General features: G+C 70.4%; 19 protein-coding genes. 13 read left to right on the top strand and 6 right to left on the bottom strand.

Annotated features, from left to right (window positions below; all coding sequences use genetic code 11):
• Positions 1-43: 43 nt before the first annotated feature.
• A complete protein-coding gene (gene hemE, locus AC07OC_RS23680; protein WP_218341286.1) occupies positions 44-1,156 on the top strand; it encodes a uroporphyrinogen decarboxylase in 1,113 nt (370 codons plus the stop codon).
• A 14-nt stretch (positions 1,157-1,170) separates the two neighbouring features.
• Positions 1,171-2,055, top strand: coding sequence for a helix-turn-helix transcriptional regulator (locus tag AC07OC_RS23675; protein ID WP_492245091.1), 885 nt, complete (start codon positions 1,171-1,173; stop codon positions 2,053-2,055).
• A 6-nt stretch (positions 2,056-2,061) separates the two neighbouring features.
• On the opposite strand, the gene AC07OC_RS23670 is transcribed toward AC07OC_RS23675, so the two are convergent.
• Positions 2,062-2,505, bottom strand: coding sequence for a NuoB/complex I 20 kDa subunit family protein (locus AC07OC_RS23670; protein WP_370627860.1), 444 nt, complete (start codon positions 2,503-2,505; stop codon positions 2,062-2,064).
• 840 nt (positions 2,506-3,345) lie between these two features.
• On the opposite strand from AC07OC_RS23670, the gene priA reads away from it, so the two are divergent.
• Complete coding sequence (gene priA / locus AC07OC_RS23665; protein WP_218296892.1) at positions 3,346-5,469, top strand: replication restart helicase PriA; 2,124 nt, start codon at positions 3,346-3,348, stop codon at positions 5,467-5,469.
• Positions 5,470-5,609: 140 nt separating this feature from the next.
• On the opposite strand, the gene AC07OC_RS23660 is transcribed toward priA, so the two are convergent.
• A complete protein-coding gene (locus tag AC07OC_RS23660) occupies positions 5,610-6,482 on the bottom strand; it encodes an alpha/beta hydrolase (protein ID WP_218296891.1) in 873 nt (290 codons plus the stop codon).
• 404 nt (positions 6,483-6,886) lie between these two features.
• Between AC07OC_RS23660 and AC07OC_RS23655 the strand changes: the two genes are divergently transcribed.
• Positions 6,887-7,615 (top strand): hypothetical protein, encoded by a 729-nt coding sequence (locus AC07OC_RS23655; RefSeq protein WP_218341283.1) that lies wholly within the window; start codon positions 6,887-6,889, stop codon positions 7,613-7,615.
• 81 nt (positions 7,616-7,696) lie between these two features.
• On the opposite strand, the gene AC07OC_RS23650 is transcribed toward AC07OC_RS23655, so the two are convergent.
• Both AC07OC_RS23650 and AC07OC_RS23645 read right to left on the bottom strand, forming a co-directional pair.
• Positions 7,697-8,650: an AEC family transporter gene (locus AC07OC_RS23650; RefSeq protein ID WP_218296889.1), complete on the bottom strand. Its 954-nt coding sequence runs from the start codon at positions 8,648-8,650 to the stop codon at positions 7,697-7,699.
• A 134-nt stretch (positions 8,651-8,784) separates the two neighbouring features.
• Complete coding sequence (locus AC07OC_RS23645) at positions 8,785-10,062, bottom strand: ABC transporter substrate-binding protein (protein ID WP_255591627.1); 1,278 nt, start codon at positions 10,060-10,062, stop codon at positions 8,785-8,787.
• Between the two features lie 277 nt (positions 10,063-10,339).
• On the opposite strand from AC07OC_RS23645, the gene AC07OC_RS23640 reads away from it, so the two are divergent.
• From AC07OC_RS23640 to AC07OC_RS23625, 4 genes are all read left to right on the top strand, one after another.
• Positions 10,340-12,439 (top strand): ATP-dependent helicase, encoded by a 2,100-nt coding sequence (locus AC07OC_RS23640; protein ID WP_218296888.1) that lies wholly within the window; start codon positions 10,340-10,342, stop codon positions 12,437-12,439.
• 260 nt (positions 12,440-12,699) lie between these two features.
• A complete protein-coding gene (locus AC07OC_RS23635; protein WP_255591626.1) occupies positions 12,700-12,936 on the top strand; it encodes a hypothetical protein in 237 nt (78 codons plus the stop codon).
• Positions 12,933-14,114: a phospholipase A gene (locus AC07OC_RS23630; RefSeq protein WP_218341318.1), complete on the top strand. Its 1,182-nt coding sequence runs from the start codon at positions 12,933-12,935 to the stop codon at positions 14,112-14,114. The genes AC07OC_RS23635 and AC07OC_RS23630 overlap by 4 nt, the downstream gene beginning before the upstream one ends.
• A 384-nt stretch (positions 14,115-14,498) precedes the next feature.
• Complete coding sequence (locus AC07OC_RS23625) at positions 14,499-14,888, top strand: hypothetical protein (RefSeq protein ID WP_010466226.1); 390 nt, start codon at positions 14,499-14,501, stop codon at positions 14,886-14,888.
• A gap of 96 nt (positions 14,889-14,984) precedes the next feature.
• Here AC07OC_RS23625 and AC07OC_RS23620 read toward each other — a convergent pair whose 3' ends face one another.
• The gene (locus AC07OC_RS23620; RefSeq protein ID WP_218296886.1) at positions 14,985-15,464 is read right to left on the bottom strand and encodes a universal stress protein; all 480 of its coding nucleotides are present in this window, start codon (positions 15,462-15,464) and stop codon (positions 14,985-14,987) included.
• Between the two features lie 132 nt (positions 15,465-15,596).
• On the opposite strand from AC07OC_RS23620, the gene tgt reads away from it, so the two are divergent.
• From tgt to AC07OC_RS23595, 5 genes are all read left to right on the top strand, one after another.
• Positions 15,597-16,769, top strand: coding sequence for a tRNA guanosine(34) transglycosylase Tgt (gene tgt / locus AC07OC_RS23615; RefSeq protein ID WP_494602384.1), 1,173 nt, complete (start codon positions 15,597-15,599; stop codon positions 16,767-16,769).
• A gap of 109 nt (positions 16,770-16,878) precedes the next feature.
• Complete coding sequence (locus tag AC07OC_RS23610) at positions 16,879-17,346, top strand: hypothetical protein (RefSeq protein WP_255591624.1); 468 nt, start codon at positions 16,879-16,881, stop codon at positions 17,344-17,346.
• An 80-nt stretch (positions 17,347-17,426) separates the two neighbouring features.
• Positions 17,427-18,569, top strand: coding sequence for a GGDEF domain-containing protein (locus tag AC07OC_RS23605; protein ID WP_494602382.1), 1,143 nt, complete (start codon positions 17,427-17,429; stop codon positions 18,567-18,569).
• A gap of 65 nt (positions 18,570-18,634) precedes the next feature.
• Positions 18,635-19,204 (top strand): LuxR C-terminal-related transcriptional regulator, encoded by a 570-nt coding sequence (locus AC07OC_RS23600; protein ID WP_218296883.1) that lies wholly within the window; start codon positions 18,635-18,637, stop codon positions 19,202-19,204.
• 136 nt (positions 19,205-19,340) lie between these two features.
• On the top strand, positions 19,341-20,756 hold the full coding sequence (locus tag AC07OC_RS23595) for a GGDEF domain-containing protein (RefSeq protein ID WP_218296882.1): 1,416 nt from the start codon (positions 19,341-19,343) through the stop codon (positions 20,754-20,756).
• Between the two features lie 27 nt (positions 20,757-20,783).
• Here the strand turns inward: AC07OC_RS23595 and AC07OC_RS23590 are convergent, their stop codons facing one another.
• On the bottom strand, positions 20,784-22,211 hold the full coding sequence (locus AC07OC_RS23590; protein ID WP_494602380.1) for an FAD-binding oxidoreductase: 1,428 nt from the start codon (positions 22,209-22,211) through the stop codon (positions 20,784-20,786).
• Between the last annotated feature and the right edge of the window lie 3 nt (positions 22,212-22,214).

Raw genomic sequence — 22,214 nt, 5'->3', positions numbered from 1 at the left:
CACAGATCAGCCGAGCCTCCGCCCACCCTGCGACAATCGGTGCATGAGCTTTGCACCCCTCTCCAACGACACCTTCCTGCGCGCCTGCCGCCGCCAGGCCACCGACTACACCCCCCTGTGGCTGATGCGCCAGGCGGGCCGCTACCTGCCCGAATACAAGGCCACGCGCGCCCAGGCCGGCAGCTTCATGGGCCTGGCCACCAATGTGGACTACGCCACCGAAGTCACCTTGCAGCCCCTGGAGCGCTTCCCGCTCGACGCCGCCATCCTGTTTTCCGACATCCTCACCGTGCCCGACGCCATGGGCCTGGGCCTGACCTTTGCCGAAGGCGAGGGTCCGCGCTTTGCCAAGGTGGTGCGCGACGAGGCCGCCGTAGCCGAACTGGCCGTGCCCGACATGGACAAGCTGCGCTATGTGTTTGACGCCGTCACCAGCATCCGCAAGGCCCTGAACGGCCGCGTGCCGCTGATCGGCTTCTCGGGCAGCCCCTGGACCCTGGCCTGCTACATGGTCGAGGGCAAGGGCAGCGACGACTACCGCCTCGTCAAAAGCCTGATGTACAGCCGCTCCGACCTCATGCATCGCATCCTGGCCATCAACGCCGACAGCGTGGCCGCCTACCTGAATGCCCAGATCGACGCGGGCGCCCAGGCCGTGATGATTTTCGACAGCTGGGGCGGCGTGCTGGCCGACGGCGCCTTCCAGGAGTTCAGCCTGGCCTATACCACGCGCGTGCTGGCGCAGTTGAAGCGCACCGGCGTGGACGGCACCGACGTGCCGCGCATCGTCTTCACCAAGGGTGGCGGCATCTGGCTCGAAGACATGAAGGGCATCGACTGCGAGGTGCTGGGCCTGGACTGGACGGCCCACCTGGGCAAGGCCCGGGCCATCGTCGGCGGCCAGGCCGGCGGCCCCGGCAAGGCGCTGCAGGGCAACATCGACCCCAACGTGCTGTTCGCGCCCCCCGCGCAGATCGCGCAGCAGGTGCGCCACGTGCTGGACAGCTTCGGCACGCCGCACACCGACCCCACCACCACCGGCCCCACCCACATCTTCAACCTGGGCCACGGCATCAGCCAGTTCACGCCACCCGAGCATGTGGCCGCGCTGGTCGAGGCGGTGCACGGCCACTCCCGGGCGCAGCGCCAGGGCTGAACCGGCCACCAGCGATGGCGGCACTGCCCGCATCGGCCCTGCTGGCGCCCCCGCCCGCGCTCGCCGGCTGCGTGCGCGCCTACATCTGGCGCGACCTGGCCGCGCTGCCCGCCGGCGCTCCGCGCGACACGCGGGTGCCGGCCAGCCCGTACCCCGGAATCCTCTGGCTGGTGCGCGGCGCCGTGCACCTGCATGAATGCGCGGGCCAGGCCACGGACCAATGGCTGCCCCGCACGGCGCTCTCGGGAGCGCACCGGCACGCCTACCACTCCACCTCCGAACCCGCGGGCGACTTCTTCTGCCTGGCCTTCCAGCCAGGCGCGCTCGCGCTGCTGACGGGGCAGGACCTGCAGCCCCTCACCGACCGCGTGCAGGACGCGCGCGACTGGCTGCCCGCCGGCCCCGGGCGCGCCGACTGGCTTTGCTGGCTCGAGGCGATGCACGCCGCCCCCGGCCACGGTGCCCGCATGGCCCTGTGCGAGGCGTTCCTGGCGCCCCGCTGGGCCGCCGTGGCGCGGCAGCATGCGGCCTGGCTGCGCGTGCTGCAGGGGCGCTGGGAGCGCCCGGCGCGCCAGGCCCTCGCCCGGGAGCTGGGCTGGACGCCCCGCCACCTGCAGCGGCGCGCGCACCAGATCACCGGCCTGCGCCCCGGCGAGGTCGAGCGCATGCTGCGCGCCGAACACGCCCTGCTGGCCATGCGCGACGCGGGCGCGAGCGTCGTCGACGCGGCCTTGCGGCACGGCTACGCCGACCAGGCCCATTTCAGCCGCGAGGCACGCACGCTCTACGAGCGCTCCCCCGCGGCGCTCAGGACCCACGCGCAACAGCCCGCCGACGACGCGGACTGGCTGCTGCGCCGGCCCGCGCAAATGCCAGCGGCGCCTGGCGCGCGGCGCTAGCCGGTGCTAGCGCGGGATGACCCGGGGCCGCCGGATCCGGCCCTGCAGCTGCAGGATGCCGTAGAGCAGCGCCTCGGCCGTGGGCGGGCAGCCGGGCACGTACACGTCCACCGGCACGATGCGGTCGCAGCCCCGCACCACCGAGTAGCTGTAGTGGTAGTAGCCTCCGCCATTGGCGCACGAGCCCATGGAGATCACATAGCGGGGTTCGGGCATCTGGTCGTAGACCTTGCGGATGGCGGGCGCCATCTTGTTGGTCAGCGTGCCGGCCACGATCATCAGGTCGCTGTGGCGCGGACTGGAGCGCGGGATGATGCCGAAGCGGTCCAGGTCGTAGCGCGCCATGGCCGCGTGCATCATCTCCACGGCGCAGCAGGCCAGGCCAAAGGTCATGAACCACAGGCTGTCGGAGCGCGCGGCCTGGACCACGTCGTCCAGCCGGGCCAGCATGAATCCATCGCGCTCCAGCGTGGGAGCCGCCTCGGCGGGGAAAGGGGGGTGGGAGGAGAAGGAGGAAGCCATGGCGGCATCTTGGCGAGGCCGCTGCCCGCCGTCTTGAAGCAAAGCGACCTCAGGGCCGCCCGCCGCGCCCTGCGACAATGCCCGGCCGCGCGAGCGCATTTCCAGCCAGTCCGTGCGGCCGAAGGCCTGACTTATGCACAAAACTGGCGCAGGGCCCGCTCCGTCCGCGCGGCGCGGCACGCCAGGCAGGCCCGAACGGAAATATTCTCAACCAGCACGTAAGTCATTGATTTCAAAGGATGTAGCAGGATTGCTTTTTTTGCGGGCATTCCGGCGAAAGCACGGCGCCACAAGGGCTTGCACGCCAAACACAGGGGATATCAACAAAGTTATCCACAGAAATTCTGGATTTCTCGCAAAACCTGAGGCAAATCAAGCACTTGCGGCCTACATCGCAGGAAGGCCTCAGCAGGGAATGGGGCGGCTAGCACAATTTTGGGGCTTCCCCGGGCCTTGACGGCCGATCGATGTTCGACTTATGCACACAAATCTTGATGCGACGCAACATAATCGGGCCCGGCAGCCTTAGCACAGAATTTGTACCGAAAATCCTTCAGATGATTGATTCATAAGGATTTTTTGGAGCTGCCGATTTTGTGTGCAATCTGTTCAGGCCCAGTATTCATGCGGGTCGGCAGGGTGCCGGGGCAGGATGTCAACAAAGTTATCCACAGAAAGACGGGATTACTCGCTCGCTCCAACAAATCAAGCACTTAGCCCCCGAACCTCCACACCGCCTCCACAAGCCTCTGTAACTCGCTCCCGTCCGTGTCCGCCTCCCTCGCCATCGTCCACGTCGCGCTGCACACCCCGTCCCACAGCGGCGTGGGGGACCTGCTCAGCTACGCCAGCCCCCAGGCCCTGCCGCCCGGCACGCTGGTGCGGGTGCCGCTCGGAAGCCGCGAAGTGCTGGGCGTGGTGTGGGACGCGGCCGAGGGCACCGGCGAGTTGCCCGAGGGGGCCACCCTGCGCCCCATCGCGGGCGTGCTGGAGGGCGTGGCCCCGCTGGACCTGCCCTGGCGCCGCCTGGTGGCCTTTGCCGCGCGCTACTACCAGCGCGCGCTGGGCGAAGTGGCGCTGGCGGCCCTGCCGCCCCAGCTGCGCGATTTGCGGCCCGAGCAGCTGGCCCGCCGCCTGCGCCGCCCCGCGAAGGCGGCCGGGGACACCACGGACGCTATGCAAACAATAGCACTCACCGCTGAACAGGAAAGCGCCAGGGCCCGGATTTCTTCAGAATCCGGCCCCTTCCTGCTGTTCGGCAGCACCGGCAGCGGCAAGACCGAGGTGTACCTGCGCTGCGCCCAGGAGATGCTGGAGGCGGACCCGGCGGCGCAGGCGCTGGTGATGGTGCCCGAGATCAACCTCACGCCCCAGCTGGAGGAGCGCTTCGTCTCCCGCTTCGCCCCGCGGTTCGGCGCGGGGGCCGTCGTCTCGCTGCACAGCGGCATGACGAACCCCCAGCGCCTCAAGAGCTGGCTGGCCGCGCACGGCGGCGCCGCGCGCATCGTGCTGGGCACGCGCATGGCGGTGTTCGCGAGCATGCCGGGCCTCAAGCTCATCGTGGTCGACGAGGAGCACGACCCCAGCTACAAGCAGCAGGAGGGCGCCCGCTACTCCGCGCGCGACCTGGCCATCTGGCGCGGGCGCGAGCAGGGCGCCAAGGTGCTTCTGGGCTCGGCCACGCCTTCGCTGGAAAGCTGGCACGCCAGCCGCCCGCCCACGCCGGACGACCCCGAGGGCGGGCGCTACGCGCGCCTGGCCATGCCCAGCCGGATCGGCGCGGGCGCCCTGGCGCGGGTGCGCCGCGTGGACATGAACCAGCAGCCGCGCCGCGCGATCTTCAGCGCGCCGCTGCTGGCCGCCATCACCGAACGCGTGGCGCGCGGCGAGCAGAGCATGGTGCTGCTCAACCGGCGCGGCTACGCCCCCGTGCTGCACTGCGCCGACTGCGGCTGGAAAAGCGACTGCCCGCACTGCAGCGCCCACCAGGTCTTCCACAAGGCCGACCGCACCCTGCGCTGCCACCACTGCGGCTACACCGTGCGCGTGCCCCGCGCCTGCCCCACCTGCGGCAGCCCCGACATCCACTCCATGGGGCGGGGCACGGAGCAGCTGGAGGAGCAGCTCTCCACCCTGCTGTCCGAGGTGCTGCGGCCCGACCGCACGCCCGCGCGCATCGCCCGCATCGACGCCGATACCACCAAGGCCAAGGGCGCGCTGGAGGCCCAGCTGGCACAGGTGCACGCGGGCGAGGTGGATGTGCTCGTGGGCACGCAGATGATCGCCAAGGGCCATGACTTCCGGCGCATCACGCTGGTGGCGGCCGTGCAGCCGGACGGCGCGCTGTTCAGCAGCGACTTCCGCGCGCCCGAGCGCCTGTTCGCGCTGCTCATGCAGGCCGCCGGCCGCGCGGGGCGCGACGCCGCCTACATGGCCGCGCAGGGCACCCAGTGCGAGATGTGGATCCAGAGCTACCACCCCAAGCACCCGGTGTACGAGGCGCTGCGCACCCACGACTACCCCGCCTTCGCCGCCCAGCAGCTCCAGGAGCGCGAGGAAGCCGCCATGCCCCCGTTCGCCTACCAGGCCCTGGTGCGCGCCGATGCCCGCACGCAGGAGGTGGCCCAGGGCTTCCTGGCCGCCGCCACGGCCGCCGCCCATGCCGCCGGCCTGCCGGGGCTGGACGCGGTCACGCTGTTCCCCCCGGTGCCGCTGACCATCCAGCGCGTGGCCAACGTGGAGCGCGCCCAGATGCTGATGGAAAGCCCGAGCCGCGCCGCGCTGCAGCGCTTCCTGGCCGCCTGGCAGCCGGTGCTGCAGGCCACGCGCGCCCAGCCCGCGCACAAGGGGCTGGTGCGCTGGCTGGTGGATGTGGACCCGCTGGTGATCTAGGCTCGAGATCCAGGGTTTTCATGGCCCTGGCGCTTGATGGACATGCGCGGATAGCTATTTAATTGATAGCAAATTCCGCCACGCCCCGCGCATCCTCGCACCCGGCGGATTCCGGGCCGGGGTGCGCGCAGGCCATCCGGTCACCCCTGGCGGCACTGCCGGTCCACGTACTGCAGGGCGTCGGGCAACGCGTCGCGGAACACCAGCCACTCGTGGTCGCCGTCGATCACGCGCAGCTCCACCTGCTTGGGCTGAATCTGGTACATCCGCCAGTACAGGGTGGCCGACATGGGAGCGATGCCCAGATAGTCGTGGTCGCCCGAGACGATCCACATCGGCACACGCGGCGTGCCCGCCTTGTAGGCGTCGAGCGCCGCCGCGTAGTTCAGCGACTTCCAGGTGTCGGGGTCAAACTGCCCGTCGCGCACGAACTGCGGGGTGCGCCGTGCCGCCGAGGTGTCCGGCGGCAGCGGGTCATAGATGGCGGGGCTGATCACCGCCGCGGCGCAGAACTGCGTGGGGTTGCGCAGCGACAGGTTCAACGCGCCGTAGCCCCCCATCGACAGGCCGCCGATGGCCCGGCCGCTGCGCTCCTTTTGCACGCGGTAGCGCGACTCGACGTAGGGCAGCAGGTCTTTCATGATGGCCGTGCCCGCCTTCTCGGCCGCGCCGTCGGCCCACCACGACGCCGGGCCCGCCGTGGGCATGACCACGACCGACGGGCGGATCAGCCCGCGCTTGATGAGGCCGTCCAGGGTCTCGACCGCGCCCCCCTTGGTGCGCCATTCGTTCTCGTCGCCGCCCGCGCCGTGCAGCAGGTAGACCACGGGATAGTTCACCGTGCCGCCGGGCTGGTAGCCGTCGGGCACATACACCGTGAACTTCACGTCGCGGCCCAGCGCGGCCGAGGGTGCCTGGTCGGCAAACACCTGGCCTGCCTGCGCGGTGGCGGCGGCGGAAAGAACGGCAGCCGCTGCCAGCCAGCTCCGAAAACAAGGCTTCGCAAAACGCATGGAGGTCTCCTCATGAATGGATGGATACGCCCATGCTGCAGCGGCACAGGCGATAGCATTGTGTGCGCACTACGCCACAGTGGACGTTTCGCCGGCGACAGGCGTGGAGGAAGGCCTTCCCGGGCGCTGCGCGCCCCCCCCGACCGTCACGCGCGATGCGGGCGCGCATGCTGGACGACCACACCCATCCGTTCGAGGCCAGGGCGCTGATCCTGTCCGGCGCGATCGGCAACCCACGGTCGCGCGGGCCCGATAAAACTTGCCTGCCGTGGGCTTGCCCCAGATACTGCGGCCTGGCACTCCAGCGCCTCGGGGCGTGGCTGTGCTGCGCGGGTCCGGTGGACCCGGCATCCAGGGCCCGTCGACCGGCCCCGTTCCCCCTTCCCTCGTCAGAAAGCCTGCCAATGACCGCCATTGTTCGTGCCCTGATCTTGCTGGCCCTCCTCGCGGGGGGGACCGCCGTGCGCGCCCAGAACCTGCTCACCAACGGCAACTTCGACGCCGGCCTGGTCGGCTGGAGCACCTGGACGGCGCCGCCGGGCTTCTGGGATGGCACCTGGATCCACAGCAACGATTGCGACATCTGGGTGCCCACCCAGTGCCCCTTCGGGGGTGCGGGCACCTCGCACGCGCAGAAGAAGGGCAGCGGCGCGGGCAATGCGCACGGCGGCCTGTTCCAGACCGTGGCGGTGACCCCCGGGCGGGTGTACCGGCTGCGCGGCGCCTGGTCAGGGGGCGTGACGGGCAATGCGGGCGGCAACGCCACCTGGTGGGAGGTCGTGGCCTACGACGGCGCCGTGGGGGCCGCCACCATCGACGCCGCGCCCGGCCCGCTGGACACGATGATCGCCCGCCGCGACGTCTCGAACCTCGCGCTCAACGGGGTATTCCAGTTCCAGTGGGAGCCGTTCGATGCCACCTTCACCGCCGCCTCGAGCCAGGTGACCATCGCGCTGAAGACCGGCAGCTTCTTCACCTTCGACGCGGCGGGCTACCACGACGACCTCGTGCTCGAAGAGGTGGCGCCCAGCCAAATTCCCGTCAACTCGCCCTGGGCGCTGGCGATGCTTTGCCTGGTGCTTCTGGTGACCGGTGCCTGGCTGCGGCGGAGCCAGGGGATGCGCCCCAGGTAGGGGGACGGCACAGAATTTCAAGTGCTTCTTGGCCGCCAGCGCTTTGCCAGAAATCGCTGAAAGCTATCGAAAATATAGCAATCAGGCCAGCAGCGCCACCGCCGCCGAAAAGCTCAGGAACGCCAGCGCCGTGGACACCAGGATGATCCGCGCCACGCGCCCGTTGTTGGCGCCGAACTTCTCGGCCAGCAGCGAGACGTTGCTGGCGCTGGGCAGGGCCGCCAGCAGCACCAGCACCGTGAGCGCGAACGGCGTGAGCGGCACCCCGAGCGCGATGGCCGCCGTGCCCGCGCCCCACACCAGCAGCGGGTGCACCAGCAGCTTGGCCAGCGCGATGGGCACGTAGTCGCGCGCGGGCACCTGCTCGTGCTGGTTCATCTGCGAGCGGGCCAGCACCGCGCCGATGGTGAACAGCGCCACGGGCGAGGCCGCGTCGGCCAGCATGGCGATGGTCTTGTCGACCGGGCCCGGCAGCGTGAACTGCAGGGCCGATGCCAGCGCGCCCAGCGCGATCGACCAGGGCATGGGGTTGGTCGCCATGCCCTTGAAGGCGCTGCGCAGCGCCACGCCCACGCCGTGGGTGCCGGCGCCGTCCAGCCGCGACAGCGCGATGCACAGCGAGCTGGTGATGACCATGTCCACCACGATGGTGACGATGGCCGGGCCCGCGCTTTGCGCGCCCAGCAAGGCCACGAGCAGCGGGACCCCCATGAAGCCCGTGTTGGGAAAGGCGGCCACCAGCGCGCCGAAGGCCGCGTCGTTCCAGCCGATGCGCGCGCTGCGCGTGAGCGCCACCGTGCCGCCCACCATGGCCAGGGCGCACACCACGTACACGCCCGCCACGGCCGGGTCCAGCAGCTGCCCGATGGGCGTGCTGGCGCCAAAGCGGTACAGCATGCAGGGCAGTGCGAAATACAGCACGAAGGCATTGAGCCCCGGGATGGCCGGCTGGGGCAGCACGCCGCGCCGCGCGGCCAGGTAGCCGCAGAGCACGAGCGCGAAGAAGGGGAAGGTGATGAGCAGGACGGAGAGCACGGGGCTATTGTCCGTGCTGCGCGGCGCGGCCGGTCGCCGGGCGCCGGCGGCGGTCAGCGCAAAGTCAGGCGGGGGCCATCACCCCTGGCGAATGCACGGCGCGAGCGCCGGCGCGGCGGTGCCCTTGCGCGCCACTACTGCTTGCGCTGCACGATCAGGTTGCGCTTGGCGTCCTCGGGGTAGGCGAAGGTGATGGCACCGTTCCTGACCATGCCGATGACCAGCATGTTGCGGGTGATGGCCTCCTTGTCCTGCACGCTGAACGGCTTGTCGTAGGTGGACACCACCCCGTAGTAGGTCTTCATCCTGCCCTCCAGCGATTCCTTGATGGCCTTGCCCGAGAGGTTGCCGTCGCGGATGCCGAGGAAGGAATACATCAGCAGGTACGTGGCGTCGTACGCGTTGGCCGCGGCCATGGGCACGGCCACCTTGCCGTTGTACTTGCGGGTGTAGCTCGACAGGAACGAGGCCCGGCGCTCGTTGCTCGGCTCGGCGATGAAGGTCTGCACCATGAGCGCGCCCTCGGCGGCGTCCTTGGCCCCTTCAAGGAAGAACGGGAAGGACAGCGGCCAGGCGCCCACCTGGGGCACCTTCCAGCCCATCGCCTTCTTGCCGTTGGCGATGGTCGCGTTCTCCGGCCCCACGGTGTAGCTGTAGACCACGTTGGCGCCCGCGGCGCGGGCGGCCGCGAGCTCGGCCGTGAGGTCCTTCACGCCCAGGTCGAAGCGCGCCACGTGCACGGGCTTGAGGTTCTTGGCCGCCAGCGCCGCCACCACGTCGTTGTAGCCGCCCTCGCCGTAGCCCGTCTTGTCGGCGAAGATGGCCACCTTGTCCCAGCCGCGCTTGACGATGTCGTCCACCATGAAGGGCGCCTGCAGCGCGTCGCGGGCCTGCACCCGGAAGATGTAGCTGTCGGCGGCCGGGTACCTGGCCGTGACCGCCGTGCCCGTGGAGCACGGCACGATGAGCGGGCTCCTGGCCTCCTGGAACAGGTCGATGGCCTTGAGCGCCACGCCGGTGTTGCAAAAGCCGATGGTGGCGACCACCTTCTCGCCCAGCAGCTCCTGCGAGACCTTGCGGCCCTGGTCCGGGTTGGCGGCGTCGTCCTTGATGACCAGCTCCAGCGGCCGCCCCAGGTAGCCGCCCACGGCGTTGATCTCGTCCACCGCGAGCTTGATGCCGTTGAGCATGGGCACCCCGAAATCCGCCGAAGGCCCCGTGAACGGGCCGACCACGCCGACACGCACCGGGGCGGTGCTGCCCAGCTGCGCGTGCGCCGGGGCCAGCGCGGCGGCGCAGGCCAGCAGGGCGGCGCCCAGGGCCCCACGGCCGCGGCGCCGGCGGGTACCAGGTTGCAGCGGTGCCCGGGCGCGAAGGGGGCGAAGGGCGCGGAGTGGGGCAGGAAGGTGCATGGTGGGACTCGTCACGGCGCGGCCACCCGGATCGGGCGAAAACCGATGGGCGTAGTATCAAAGTGTGACGATCCCGTCCCTAGCGGGGTTTCCCGCAGCGCGGGGGCGGCGTCAGGCCCCTGTCAGACCCCGCCGGGCCCGGGGCCGGCCGCGGCGCAACCCGGCCCCGCCGGAGCGCGCCGGTATCATTGCGCGCTCCGGCGGCGCTGCGGTACGCCCGCCCCTGGGTGCCCCCGGCCCCTTCTTCCTCTCCTGCTTTTTCCTTCTTCCTCCATCCATGTCCGCCGGTCTCAATCTCGCCCAGCTCCAGGCTGTCCACTACACCGACGGGGCCTGCCTGGTGCTGGCCGGCGCGGGCTCGGGCAAGACGCGCGTGATCACGCAGAAGATCGCGCACATGATCGAGAAGGGCATGGAGCCCAGGCGCATCGCCGCCATCACCTTCACCAACAAGGCGGCCGCCGAAATGCGCGAGCGCGCCAAGGGCCTGATCGGCCGGCGCGCCAAGGACGTGCTGGTGTGCACCTTCCACGCCCTGGGCGTGCGCATGGTGCGCGAGGATGGTTCGGTGCTGGGCCTCAAGCCCCAGTTCAGCATCCTGGATGCCGACGACGTGACGGGCATCCTGAAGGAAGCCTCGGGCGGCACCACCGACATGGCCACCGCGCGCCAATGGCAGTGGGTGATCAGCAAGTGGAAGAACATGGGCCTGACCTCCGAGCAGGCGCTGGCCCAGGCGGCCGACGACAACGAGCGCATCATCGCCACGCTGATGGCGCGCTACGAGGAGCGCCTGGCGGCCTACCAGAGCGTGGACTTCGACGACCTCATCGGCATGCCGCTGCGCCTGCTGCGCGACTTCCCCGAGGTGCGCGCCAAGTGGCAGGCTGCGCTGAGCCACGTGCTGGTCGATGAATACCAGGACACCAACGCCACGCAGTACGAGCTGCTCAAGCTGCTGGTGGGCGAGAACGGGCACTTCACGGCCGTGGGCGACGACGACCAGTCCATCTACGGCTGGCGCGGCGCCACGCTGGACAACTTGAAGAAGCTGCCCATCGACTTCCCGCACCTCAAGGTCATCAAGCTGGAGCAGAACTACCGCTCCACCAGCGCCATCCTGCGCGCGGCCAACAACGTGATCGGGCCCAACCCCAAGCTGTTTCCGAAAACGCTGTTCTCCGAGCTGGGCGAGGGCGAGCCCGTGCGCGTGGTGGACGCCGACAGCGAAGAGCACGAGGCCGAACGCGCCGTGGCCCGCATCCAGAGCCTGCGCGCGGCCAGCAACCCGCCGCCCGACTGGAAGGCCTTCGCCATCCTGTACCGCGCCAACCACCAGGCCAAGCCGTTCGAGAAGGCGCTGCGCAAGGCCAACATTCCCTACAAGGTCTCGGGCGGCACCAGCTTCTTCGACCGCGCCGAGATCAAGGACCTGTGCGCCTGGTTCCGGCTGTGGATCAACAACGACGATGACCCGGCGTTCCTGCGCGCCATCACCACGCCCAAGCGCGGCATCGGCCACACCACGCTGGCGGCGCTGGGCGCGTTCGCCACGCAGCACAAGCAGAGCATGTTCGGCGCGCTGTTCAACGGCATGCTGCCGGCGGCCGTGCCCAAGCGGGCCATGGACGGCCTGCATGAATTCGGCCGCTACATCAACTACCTGGAGTACAGCGCGCGCCGCGTGCATGGCGCCGAGGAGTCGCGCACCTTCCTGAACGAGTGGCTCAAGGAGATCGGCTACGAGCAGCACCTGTACGACAACGAGGACAGCGAAAAGGTGGCCGCCGCGCGCTGGAGCAATGTGATGGAGTTCTGCGACTGGATGGCCCAGCGCGCGGGCGGCCAGATCGACGACACGGCGGGCGCCGTGGTGGCCAAGGAGACCAAGAGCCTGCTGGAGGTGTCGCAGACCATCGCGCTGCTGTCCACCATCAGCGAACGCGAGCAGGAACAGGACATGGTGACGCTGTCGACCCTGCACGCGAGCAAGGGCCTGGAGTGGCCGCACGTGGTGCTGGTGGGCGTGACCGAAGGCATGCTGCCGTTCAAGCTCGACGACGACGAGGGGCGCCAGCAGAAGGTGAGCGACGACACGCTGCAGCGGCTGCAGGAAGAGCGCCGCCTGATGTACGTGGGCATCACACGCGCGCAGCGCACGCTGGCCGTGAGCTGGACCAAGCGGCGCAAGAAGGGCCGCGAGATGGTGGCCGCGCAGCCCAGCCGCTTCATCGCCGAGATGGGCCTGGACAAGACCACCGCCCGCGAAGACCCGCGCGAGAAGCTCAAGGCCCTGCGCGCCGAATTCGCCGCCAAGGCCCAGGCGACGAGCGCGGCCAACGCCGCCGTGGCCGCCCAGCCCGCGCCCACGGCCTGAGGCGCCCCATGCCCCGGCCGGCACCCGCTCGCCCCCGCCCCGCGCCCCGGCGGGGGGCTGCTTTTATTTTGATAGCTATCAGCGCTTATCCTACAAGCGCCCACCGCCGAAATGAACCACAATCCACGGCGGCGTGCCCCGCCGCGGCGGACAGGGGCCACCCGCGCCTGCGGAGCCGCTGGCTGGCCGAGCCGCCGGCCCCCGCGCCGGGCGCCACGGCCACGCCGCAGCTGGGGCACCACGCCGCACTGGCACACAGCGTGCGTGGTACCGTGCAGCGTGGCGGCACCACGGCGCCGGTCAGCGGCGACGCCGATGGCGGCGACCCGACCCTGGAAGAATCGATCAACGGCATGAACATCAGCACCCCCTGGACGGGCCAGGTGGTGGATGGATCGTGCGGCAAGGAAATACGCGGAACATGGAACAACGCCACCCCCACCCCTTCAGCTCCATCGGCCCCTTTCGCGCTGCGCAGGCAGGCGGGGTGGCCATGACCGCCACGCCCGCCGCCGCGCCATCGCGTCGCACGCTGGCGCTGCTGGTGGCCGCCGCGCTGGCGCCCGCCGGCGCCGCGCTGGCACAGGCGGCCGCACCGGCCGGCGCCACCGCCGGGGGCGCCGAGAGCGCCTGGCGCCGCTGCACCGCCCTGTCCAGCGACAACCAGGCGCGCCTGGCCTGCTTCGACCAGTGGGCCGCCGACCAGCAAAGCTGGAATGCGCCGGGCGCCTCCGCCGCCGCGTCGGCCGTGCCGCCGCCCGTGGACACCACCCTGCCCGCCACCCGCGTCATCGACGTGGCCCGCACCGAGGGCTGCCGCGACCCGCAGTACAGTGACCTCTCGCGCTTCTGGGAGCTGGAATCGGGCAGCGACTGCGGCACCTTCAGCTTCCGGGGCTACCGGCCCATCACCGTGTCGGTGGTGGCGTCGAGCAACGTGAACCGCCAGCCCACGTCCGACGCGGCGGACCACTCGGCCACCGAATCCACGCCCTACCGCCGCACCGAGAACCGCATCCAACTGTCGGTGCGCACCAAGCTCGCGCAGGGCCTGCTCACGCAGGGCCACCCCACGCTCAAGGATTCCGTGTGGTTCGGCTATTCGCAGCAGTCGTACTGGCAGCTGTTCACGCCCCAGATCTCGCGCCCCTTCCGCGCCACCGACCACGAGCCCGAGGTCATGTACGTCTACCCCACCACGGCGCAGCTGCCGTTCGGCTGGAAGTGGCGCTACAGCGGCATCGGCCTGGTGCACCAGTCCAACGGCCAGAGCAAGCCCCTGTCGCGCAGCTGGAACCGCGTGTACCTCATGACCGGCATGGAGCTTTCCAACAGCTTCAGCGTGAACGCGCGCCTGTGGAAGCGCGTGCCCGAAAGCTCGGGCAGCGACGACAACCCCGGCATCAGCGACTACGTCGGCCGGGGCGAGCTGTCGGCGTTCTGGAACGTCAACAAGGACAACACCGTGGGCGCCACGCTGCGCCACTCGCTGTCGAGCAGCGACCGGGGCTCGGTGCGCCTGGAATGGCTGCAGACGGTGGGCACGGGCCTTTTTGGCAGCAAGAGCAACCTGCGCCTGCACACGCAGCTGTTCAGCGGCTATGGCGACAGCATGATCGACTACAACCGCAAGCGCACCGTGTTCAGCCTGGGGCTGAGCCTGGTGGATTTCTAGCAGGGACATCCCCCCTGAGGCGCTGTGCGCCGTCCCCCCGCTCTCGCTGCGCTGCGCTGCGCGGGCAGAGGGACGCAGCCCTCGCTGCGGGGCGGCCCTTGCTTGGCGGCCCTGGCGTGGGCCGCGCCAGTCGCATACGCCTTGGGCAACGCAACGGCCGGGCGCAACCAAAGGCCAGACGCGCCAAACACCCCACTCACAACTCGTTACGACATCGCCCTCAAGTTTCGCGCGCTGGCGCCGGGGCGCCGCCACAATGGCACGCGCACAGAAACCAGCGCGGCCCTGGCGAACGGCTCCCGATAAGAGCCCCTTTCCCACCGTTTTACCTGCCATTGCCCGCACCGTGCGCCCTCGACAATGCCGACAGAGAGGAACACACCCATGGACATGCAATACCAGCTCAAGGCAGGCAGCTACTACCTCTACGACATGCGCGAGGCGCCCAGCGCCGTGACGGGTGAGCGCAGGTTCAAGCTGAAAACCGATACCGTGGCGATTGCGTTCGATGCGCACACGGGCGAGGTGCACCAGCACGGCAGCCCCACGCGCATCCAGTCCTGGGCCAACAACACGCGCCGCCGCCTGCGGGCCGCAGGAGCCCAGGACGTGGCCAACGACATCGTGGTGGTGTCGGGCCCGCTGCCCGTGGACGAGCTCAACAAATGCCTGTGGGTGCGCGGCTACGTGCGCCGCATGTTCTCGCGCCTGGCCACCCTGCCCCACGGCAAGCTGCAGCGGCCCGCGGCCGAACCGTTTCGCAAGGCGGCCTGACACGCCGGGCACCCGTCCTCCGAAGATCCCCGCCAGGGCCGCGCACAGCGGCCCTTTTATTTTCTGGCCCCCCCCGAAAAGTTCTTGAACAGGTTCTCAGGCCTCGGTGTCTTCGGCCACGTCGCTTTCCAGCGCTTCCAGCACCTCGGCATGCTTGACGATGGTCACCGGCACCGGGCTCGCGTGCGCCACCTCCTGCGAGACCGAGCCCAGCAGCGCGCTGGTGATGGCGCCCTGCCCCTTGGCACCGATGATGACCATGTCGCAGCCCGAGCGCTCGATCATGTCCACCAGCGTGTGGGCCACGTCGCCCACGCCCACGTCGGTCTCGTAGGCCACGCCCGCCGCGTCGAGCAGCGCCCGCGCGGACGCCATGAGGTGCTGGCCGGCCTCCAGGCTGGCGGCGGCGATCAGGTCGGGGTCACGCGTGGTCACCAGTTCGTACAGCGTGGCGGGTTCCTGGACGTTGGCCAGGACCACGCTGGCCTTCAGGCCCTGGCCCAGGAGCGCCAGCGCATGGTGCACGCCGTCCAGGGAGAGTTCCGAGCCATCCACGGCGATGAGGATCTTGAGCATGTTGTTCTCCTTGTGATGGGCTGGTAGCCCGTCTGGAACCAGTGTAGCGATGCGGCGCGCCAACGCCAGCCCATGTCCCTGCGGCCTGCCCGCACAAGGCGGGGGCGGCCCGTCTGGGACAATCGCCCCATCATGCTGCAGTTCGACCTCCTCAAAACCGACCCCACCAGCCACGCACGCCGTGGCACGCTCACGCTCAACCATGGCGTGGTGCAAACCCCCATCTTCATGCCCGTGGGCACCTACGGCACCGTCAAGGGTGTGATGCCGCGCAGCCTGCACGACATGGGCGCGCAGATCATCCTGGGCAATACCTTCCACCTGTGGATGCGCCCGGGCCTCGATGTGATGCAGAGCTTTGGCGGCCTGCACGGCTTTGAGAAGTGGGACAAGCCCATCCTCACCGACTCCGGCGGCTTTCAGGTCTGGAGCCTGGGCGCGATGCGCAAGATCACCGAAGAGGGCGTGACGTTCGCCAGCCCGGTCAACGGCGACAAGCTCTTCATGTCGCCCGAGGTGAGCATGCAGATCCAGACCACGCTCAACTCCGACATCGTGATGCAGCTCGACGAGTGCACGCCGTACGAGACCAAAGGCCACCTGACGACCGAGGCCGAGGCGCGCAAGAGCATGGAGATGAGCCTGCGCTGGGCCAAACGCTCGCGTGACGAGTTCCAGCGCCTGCAGAACCCCAACGCGCTCTTTGGCATCGTGCAGGGCGGCATGTTCAAGAACCTGCGCCAGGAGTCGCTCGAGCGCCTGGTCGAGATGGATTTCCCCGGCTACGCCGTGGGCGGCGTGAGCGTGGGCGAACCCAAGGACGAGATGCTGGACATCATGGCCCACACGCCGCACCGACTGCCCGCGCACAAGCCCCGCTACCTGATGGGCGTGGGCACGCCCGAGGACCTGGTGCAGGGCGTGGCCGACGGCGTGGACATGTTCGACTGCGTGATGCCCACGCGCAATGCGCGCAACGGCACGCTGTTCACGCGTTTTGGCGACCTGAAAATCCGCAACGCACGCCACAAGGCCGACCACCAGCCCCTGGACACCAGTTGCACCTGCTATGCCTGCGCGGGCAGCGCGGGCGTGTCGTGGGACGAGGGCGGGCGCGAGGGTTTCAGCCGCGCCTACCTGCACCACCTGGACCGCTGCGGCGAAATGCTGGGCCCCATGCTCACCACCGTGCACAACCTGCACTACTACCTGAACCTCATGCGCGAGGTGCGCGAGTCGCTCGACGCGGGCGCGTTCGCGCAGTTCCGGGCGCGCTTCAAGGCCGAGCGGGCCCGGGGCGTGTAATCACGATCGGAAGCTATAAAAACAATAGCTATCCGCACCGGATAGACAAGCGCCAGAGGCCAAAATCATTCCAAGAATCCTGCACCAACTGCTGCGCTGGCCCGCGCGCATGCTGACCGGCCTGGGCAGCGGGCTGCTGGCCCTGCTGATCCTGTTCGAGGAATGGGGCTGGGTACCGCTGCAGCAGTTGCTGGCGCGCATCGGCCGCTGGCCTGGCCTGCGCTGGATCGAAGGCTGCGTGCGCGCCCTGCCGCCCTGGGCGGCGGTGGCCGTGTTCCTGCTGCCCACGGCGCTGCTGCTGCCCGTGAAGCTGCTGGCCCTGTGGGCGGTGGGCCGGGGGCACGTGGTGCTGGGCATGACCGTGATCGTGATCGCCAAGGTGGTGGGCACCGCCGTGGTGGCCCGGCTGTACAGCCTCACCCAGGCCGCGCTGATGCAGCTGCGCTGGTTCGCCTGGACCCATGCCCGCTGGATGGGCATCAAGCACGCCGTGCTGGAGCGCGCCCGCGCGTCATGGGCCTGGCGCGTGGCGCGGGTCATCCGGCGGCAGTGGCGGCTGCGCTGGCGCCGCCGCTGAGCGCCTCCCCCATCGCGACCACGAACCACAGACCACGGTCCCCGCCTGGGACCGCCACCAACCCGCCATTGCACCGCGACATGGGCATACAGCTTGACCTCCCCACCGTACTCCTGCTCTACAAGACCGCCCTGGTGGCCGGGGCCCTGAGCATCTTTCACGTCAGCCGGCATTCCTGCCGGCCCCAGGGGCTGCGGCCGCTGGCCGGGGCGTACCTGCTGCTGGCCATCGGCGCCGAACTGGCGGGCCGGGGCGAGTACCTCATCCTGCCGGACTGGCTCTGGACACACGGCAGCCTGCTGCTCGGCACGGTCGGCTATTGCCTCTTCTGGGCGGGCGTCCGGGCGCTGAGCGGGCGCAGGCGCATCCCGGTGGGCTGGCTCGCCCTGGTGCCCGCGGGCTGGCTGGTGGCGGGCATCGCCACACAGTTTCCGCTGGACAACCTGCTGCGGGCCGGTGCCTTCCACGTGACGGCCACCGCAGCCCTGGTGGGCTCGGCCCATGAAATATGGCGCGACCGCCGCGCCGAGCCCCTGCCGTCACGGGCCCTCCTGGCGGGGTTCCTGCTGGTCAGCGCCTTCATCTTCGCGCTGCGCCTGTTCTACATCGCCACCGAGAACGCCAGCTCCACCGGTTTCGCCAGGGCCTTCTACGTGCAGATGTTCTGCCACTTCGGCATCGCCCTCATGGTCTCGTCGCTCTCCAGCGAACGGGCCGAGGCGCGCCTGGAGCGGATGGCGCAGACGGACGCGCTCACGGGCGTGGGCAACCGCCACTGGGTCATGTCCCGGCTGCCCGCGCAGCTGCCGGTGGGCAGCGCCATCGCGCAGCTCGACCTGGACCACTTCAAGCGCATCAACGACCGCTTCGGCCACGCGGCCGGCGACCGCGTGCTGGTCGCCTTCGCCGAATGCCTGCGCCGCCAGCTGCGCGACTCCGACCTGCTCGCGCGCATGGGCGGCGAGGAATTCCTGGTCTACCTGCCCGATGTCTCGGCGGGCGACGCCGCCACCATCGCCCAGCGCCTGTGCACGGCCGTGGCGCAGATCCGGCTGACCAAGAATGGCGAGGACATCCCCGTCAGCGTGAGCATCGGCCTGGCCTGCGTGGCCCGCGCCGGCGGAACCTGGGCCGACTGGCTGAGCGCGGCCGACCACGCGCTGTACGACGCCAAGAGCGCGGGCCGCAACCGCGTGGCGGTGGTGCACGAGCGCCCGGCCTGAGCCGCCCCTCCCGGCCGGGAGCGGACACACCGCGCCAGGGGGCGGTTGCTGCAGAATGCCACCCCATGCCCGCACCCCCTGCCGTTCCGAACGAGGCGCTCGCACTGGCCTTTCACCTCGCGCCCGTGGGCATGTGCGTGACACGCGACCGCGCCATCGAGCTGTGCAACGATGCCTTCGCCCACATGTTCGGCCATGCCCAGGCCGAGCTGCTGGGCCAGCCGCTGGCGCCGCTGTACCCGTCGTTCGACGAGTTCACGCACACCGGCCACCGGGGCCTGAAGGCCATGCGCGACACGGGCGGCTACAGCGACGAGCGCATCATGCGGCGGCGCGACGGGTCGCTGTTCTGGTGCCACGTGGCGGGCCGCGCGCTCGACCGGGCCGACCCGTTCGCGCGCGCCGTGTGGATGTTCGAGGACATCTCGCACCGCCGCCCCGTCAGCACGCCGCTGACCGTGCGCGAGCGCGAGATCGCGCAGCACATCGTCACGGGCGCCACCAGCAAGCAGATCGGGCGCCACCTGGACATCAGCCACCGCACCGTGGACGCCCACCGCGCCCGGCTCATGCGCAAGCTGGGCGCCAGCAGCACGGGCGAACTGGTGGCGCTGCTGCTGGCAGGCCCCCCCTGACCCTCGCGGCGGGCGTTTGAAATCGTCAACAACGGTGTCCCGGGGGTGCCGGGCGAGCCCCCCACCACGCCCGGCCCGGGGACAATCGGGGGCACCCCCGCCCACCGCCCTCCCGCCGATCCACCGCCATCCACCCATGTACCGCCCTTTCGCGCTCCTGCGACCGCTTCCGCCGCCCCTGGCCTGGCTGGGGCTGGCCCTGCTGATCTTCGCCGCCTGCCTGGTGGGCATCTTTGCGCGGCCCATCGGCTTCCTGTCGGCGTTCTGGCCCGCCAATGCGCTGCTGCTGGGACTGCTGGTCCGCTACCCCCGGCTCGCGCGGCCGCCGGCCTGGGTGGCGGCCGCCGTGGGCTACCTGGCGGCGGACCTGGCCACGGGCAGCGACTGGTCCATGGCACTGTGGCTCAACGGGGCCAACATGCTGGGCGCCACGGCGGGCTGGCTGGTGCTGCGCCGCCTGGACGAACGCATCCGGCGCCTGCAGCGCACGGTGTCGGCGCTGTACCTGCTGGTGGCGGCGCTGGTCGCCAGCACCGTGGGGGCCCTGGCGGGCTGCGGCGCCGCGCCGGTGTACTTCGATACCCCCTGGACCGACCTGCTGTCCCTGTGGTTCAGCACCGAACTCATGAACTACATGCTCATCGTGCCGGTGGTGCTGGCCGCGCCCCGCGCCGACGACCCGCCGCCCGCCATGAACGCCCCGCAGGGCCTGCCGGGCGCATCGCTGTTCTGGCGCGTGGCCCCCGTGAGCTCGCTGCTGCTGGCCGAGGGCATCCGCACCGTGGTCGGCGGGCCCGGCATGCTGGCCTTCGTGGTGCCGGGGCTGCTGTGGTGCGCGCTCAGCTACAGCCCGTTCACGTCCAGCCTGCTGTCGCTGGTGGTGTGCCTGTGGACCATGGCCGGGGTGGCCACGGGCGTGCTCAACTTCACGCCCGCGCATGCCAGCGACGTGTTCTCGCTGCGCGTGGGCGTCACGCTGCTGGCGCTGGGGCCGCTGGCCGTGGCCTGCGCCAGCGCCGCGCGCGCCGAGGCCCTGCGCCGCCTGGACCACGCCGTGCGGCACGACGACCTGACCGGCGTGCTCGCGCGCCGCGCGTTCCTGCAGCAGGGCGAGCGGCTGGTCGCGCGCTACCAGCGCGAATCCGCCGGCCTGGCCGTGCTGATGGTGGACGTGGACCATTTCAAGCAGGTCAACGACCAGCTGGGCCACGGCGCGGGCGACCAGCTCCTCGTCGGCCTCGCCCAGGCCATGGCCGGCGCGCTGCGCCCCCAGGACGTGCTGGGCCGCCTGGGCGGCGAGGAGTTCGCGGTGGTGCTGCCCGATGCCTCGCCCGCCGAGGCGCACGCGATCGCAGAGCGCCTGCGCAAGGTGGTGGAGCAGCAGACCTTTGGCGCCGCCGGGGGCGTTCCACGGCATGCCACCATCAGCATCGGCCTGGTGCACAGCGCCACGCTGGGCGGCGATGCCGACATGGACATGCTGCTGCTCGCGGCCGACGCGGCGCTCTACCGCGCCAAGGCGCAGGGGCGAAACCGGGTGATGATGGGGTAGCCCCCCGCGCCGGCCCGCGGCGTCCCTCTACAGATACTGCGCCCAGAGCATGTTGGTCATCCGCCCCGCGGGGTCCCAGACGGCCTTGGCCGCGCGAAACCGGTCCGCCTGCGGGTAGGCCGCCGCGAACTGCGCCCGCGTGGCATGGCGCTGGTAGGGCAGGTAGTAGGTGCCGCCATGCTGCAGGGCCAGGTCGATCAGCGCACGCGTCCACAGAGCCACTTCGGCACAGGCCTCGGGGCGGGTGCCCTGCCTGTAGTACAGCACCCACGAAAACACCTCCTCGCGCGCCCAGGCCATGATGGCATCGGGGTCGGGCGGCGCATGGCGCACCGAGATGTTGAGCACCTGCGCCCCATGCTGCTGCAGGATGCGGGCCAAGCCCCGCGTGAAAGCGGCGAACCGGGCCACGGGCACAAAGTACTCCTGCAGCACGTAGGTGGACTGTGCGCGGCTCGCGGGCTCCAGCGAGGCGGCATCCAGGCTGGCCTCGTGGTTGCGCCACACCACCGGCTGGCCACGCAGCAGCGCCGGGCGCACCACCTTGTGCTGCAGCTGGTGGCCGCCCGGCAGTTCGGTCATGGCCCAGATCACGCTCTTGTCCAGGTCATACCGCTGGCCGCGCGGCACCAGGCGCCCGGGCACGGTCACGGGCTTGTCGGTGCGGGCCCAGGTCACGGCGGTGGCACGGTCGAAACGGGGGGGCAGCAGGTCGGCGTTGTGCATCACGGCCCGCGCGTTGGCGGCCACCCTGGCGGCAAAGAAGCCGGGGTAGTCGTCCAGCGCCACCTGGGCCACGGTGCGCTCGATGGCGGTGTTGGCATCCAGGTCCAGCTCTACCTCGGTGATCACGCCCAGCCCGCCATAGCCGCCCAGCGCGGCACGGAACAGGTCGGGGTGCTGCTGGCGGCTGGCCTCGCGCACCTCGCCGCTGGACAGCACGATCTGCAGGGCCCGCACGGACGCGCCGATGGGCCCGTGCCCCACATAGCGGCCATGCACGTTCACCGACACGGAGCCGCCCACCGTGAAGTTCGAGTAGCTCTGCATGGTGCGCACCGCCAGGTCGTGGGGATCCAGGTGGTCCTGCAGGTCGCGCCAGCGCATGCCGGCCTGCACGCGCACCGTGCGCGCCCCGGTGTCCAGCCACACCAGGGCATTCATGCCGCGCATGTCGATGTGCAGGCCGCCTTCCACGCCGACCTGGCCGCCCATGCTGTAGCGCCCGCCGCCCACGGCCACCGCGCCGGGCCAGTTGCGCACGGCCTGCGCCACGTCCTGCAGGCTGGCGGGCACCACCACCCGCGACACGCGCACGGGGTACAGGCGGGTCACGTTCTCGATCAGCGCCCCGGGCGCACTGTGGGCCGGCAGCGGCGCACAGGCCCCCGCCAGTCCGGCGGCGGCCAGCGCGCCCAGAAGCTCGCGGCGGCGCAGCCCCCCCAAGGGTGTCACGCG

This window comes from Acidovorax sp. GW821-FHT10E04, assembly GCF_059415185.1.
This window is presented reverse-complemented; position numbering and strand designations above follow the sequence as displayed.

Excerpts from the sequence above, each read along its gene's own strand:
- AC07OC_RS23640 (WP_218296888.1), top strand. The coding sequence starts at position 10,340 with ATGTCCGCCGGTCTCAATCTCGCCCAGCTCCAGGCTGTCCACTACACC.
- AC07OC_RS23670 (WP_370627860.1), bottom strand. The coding sequence starts at position 2,505 with ATGCTGGCCCGGCTGGACGACGTGGTCCAGGCCGCGCGCTCCGACAGC.
- AC07OC_RS23620 (WP_218296886.1), bottom strand. The coding sequence starts at position 15,464 with ATGCTCAAGATCCTCATCGCCGTGGATGGCTCGGAACTCTCCCTGGAC.
- AC07OC_RS23645 (WP_255591627.1), bottom strand. The coding sequence starts at position 10,062 with ATGCACCTTCCTGCCCCACTCCGCGCCCTTCGCCCCCTTCGCGCCCGG.
- AC07OC_RS23625 (WP_010466226.1), top strand. The coding sequence starts at position 14,499 with ATGGACATGCAATACCAGCTCAAGGCAGGCAGCTACTACCTCTACGAC.
- AC07OC_RS23600 (WP_218296883.1), top strand. The coding sequence starts at position 18,635 with ATGCCCGCACCCCCTGCCGTTCCGAACGAGGCGCTCGCACTGGCCTTT.
- AC07OC_RS23660 (WP_218296891.1), bottom strand. The coding sequence starts at position 6,482 with ATGCGTTTTGCGAAGCCTTGTTTTCGGAGCTGGCTGGCAGCGGCTGCC.
- hemE (WP_218341286.1), top strand. The coding sequence starts at position 44 with ATGAGCTTTGCACCCCTCTCCAACGACACCTTCCTGCGCGCCTGCCGC.
- AC07OC_RS23675 (WP_492245091.1), top strand. The coding sequence starts at position 1,171 with ATGGCGGCACTGCCCGCATCGGCCCTGCTGGCGCCCCCGCCCGCGCTC.
- AC07OC_RS23595 (WP_218296882.1), top strand. The coding sequence starts at position 19,341 with ATGTACCGCCCTTTCGCGCTCCTGCGACCGCTTCCGCCGCCCCTGGCC.
- AC07OC_RS23610 (WP_255591624.1), top strand. The coding sequence starts at position 16,879 with ATGCTGACCGGCCTGGGCAGCGGGCTGCTGGCCCTGCTGATCCTGTTC.
- AC07OC_RS23655 (WP_218341283.1), top strand. The coding sequence starts at position 6,887 with ATGACCGCCATTGTTCGTGCCCTGATCTTGCTGGCCCTCCTCGCGGGG.
- AC07OC_RS23630 (WP_218341318.1), top strand. The coding sequence starts at position 12,933 with ATGACCGCCACGCCCGCCGCCGCGCCATCGCGTCGCACGCTGGCGCTG.
- AC07OC_RS23605 (WP_494602382.1), top strand. The coding sequence starts at position 17,427 with ATGGGCATACAGCTTGACCTCCCCACCGTACTCCTGCTCTACAAGACC.
- tgt (WP_494602384.1), top strand. The coding sequence starts at position 15,597 with ATGCTGCAGTTCGACCTCCTCAAAACCGACCCCACCAGCCACGCACGC.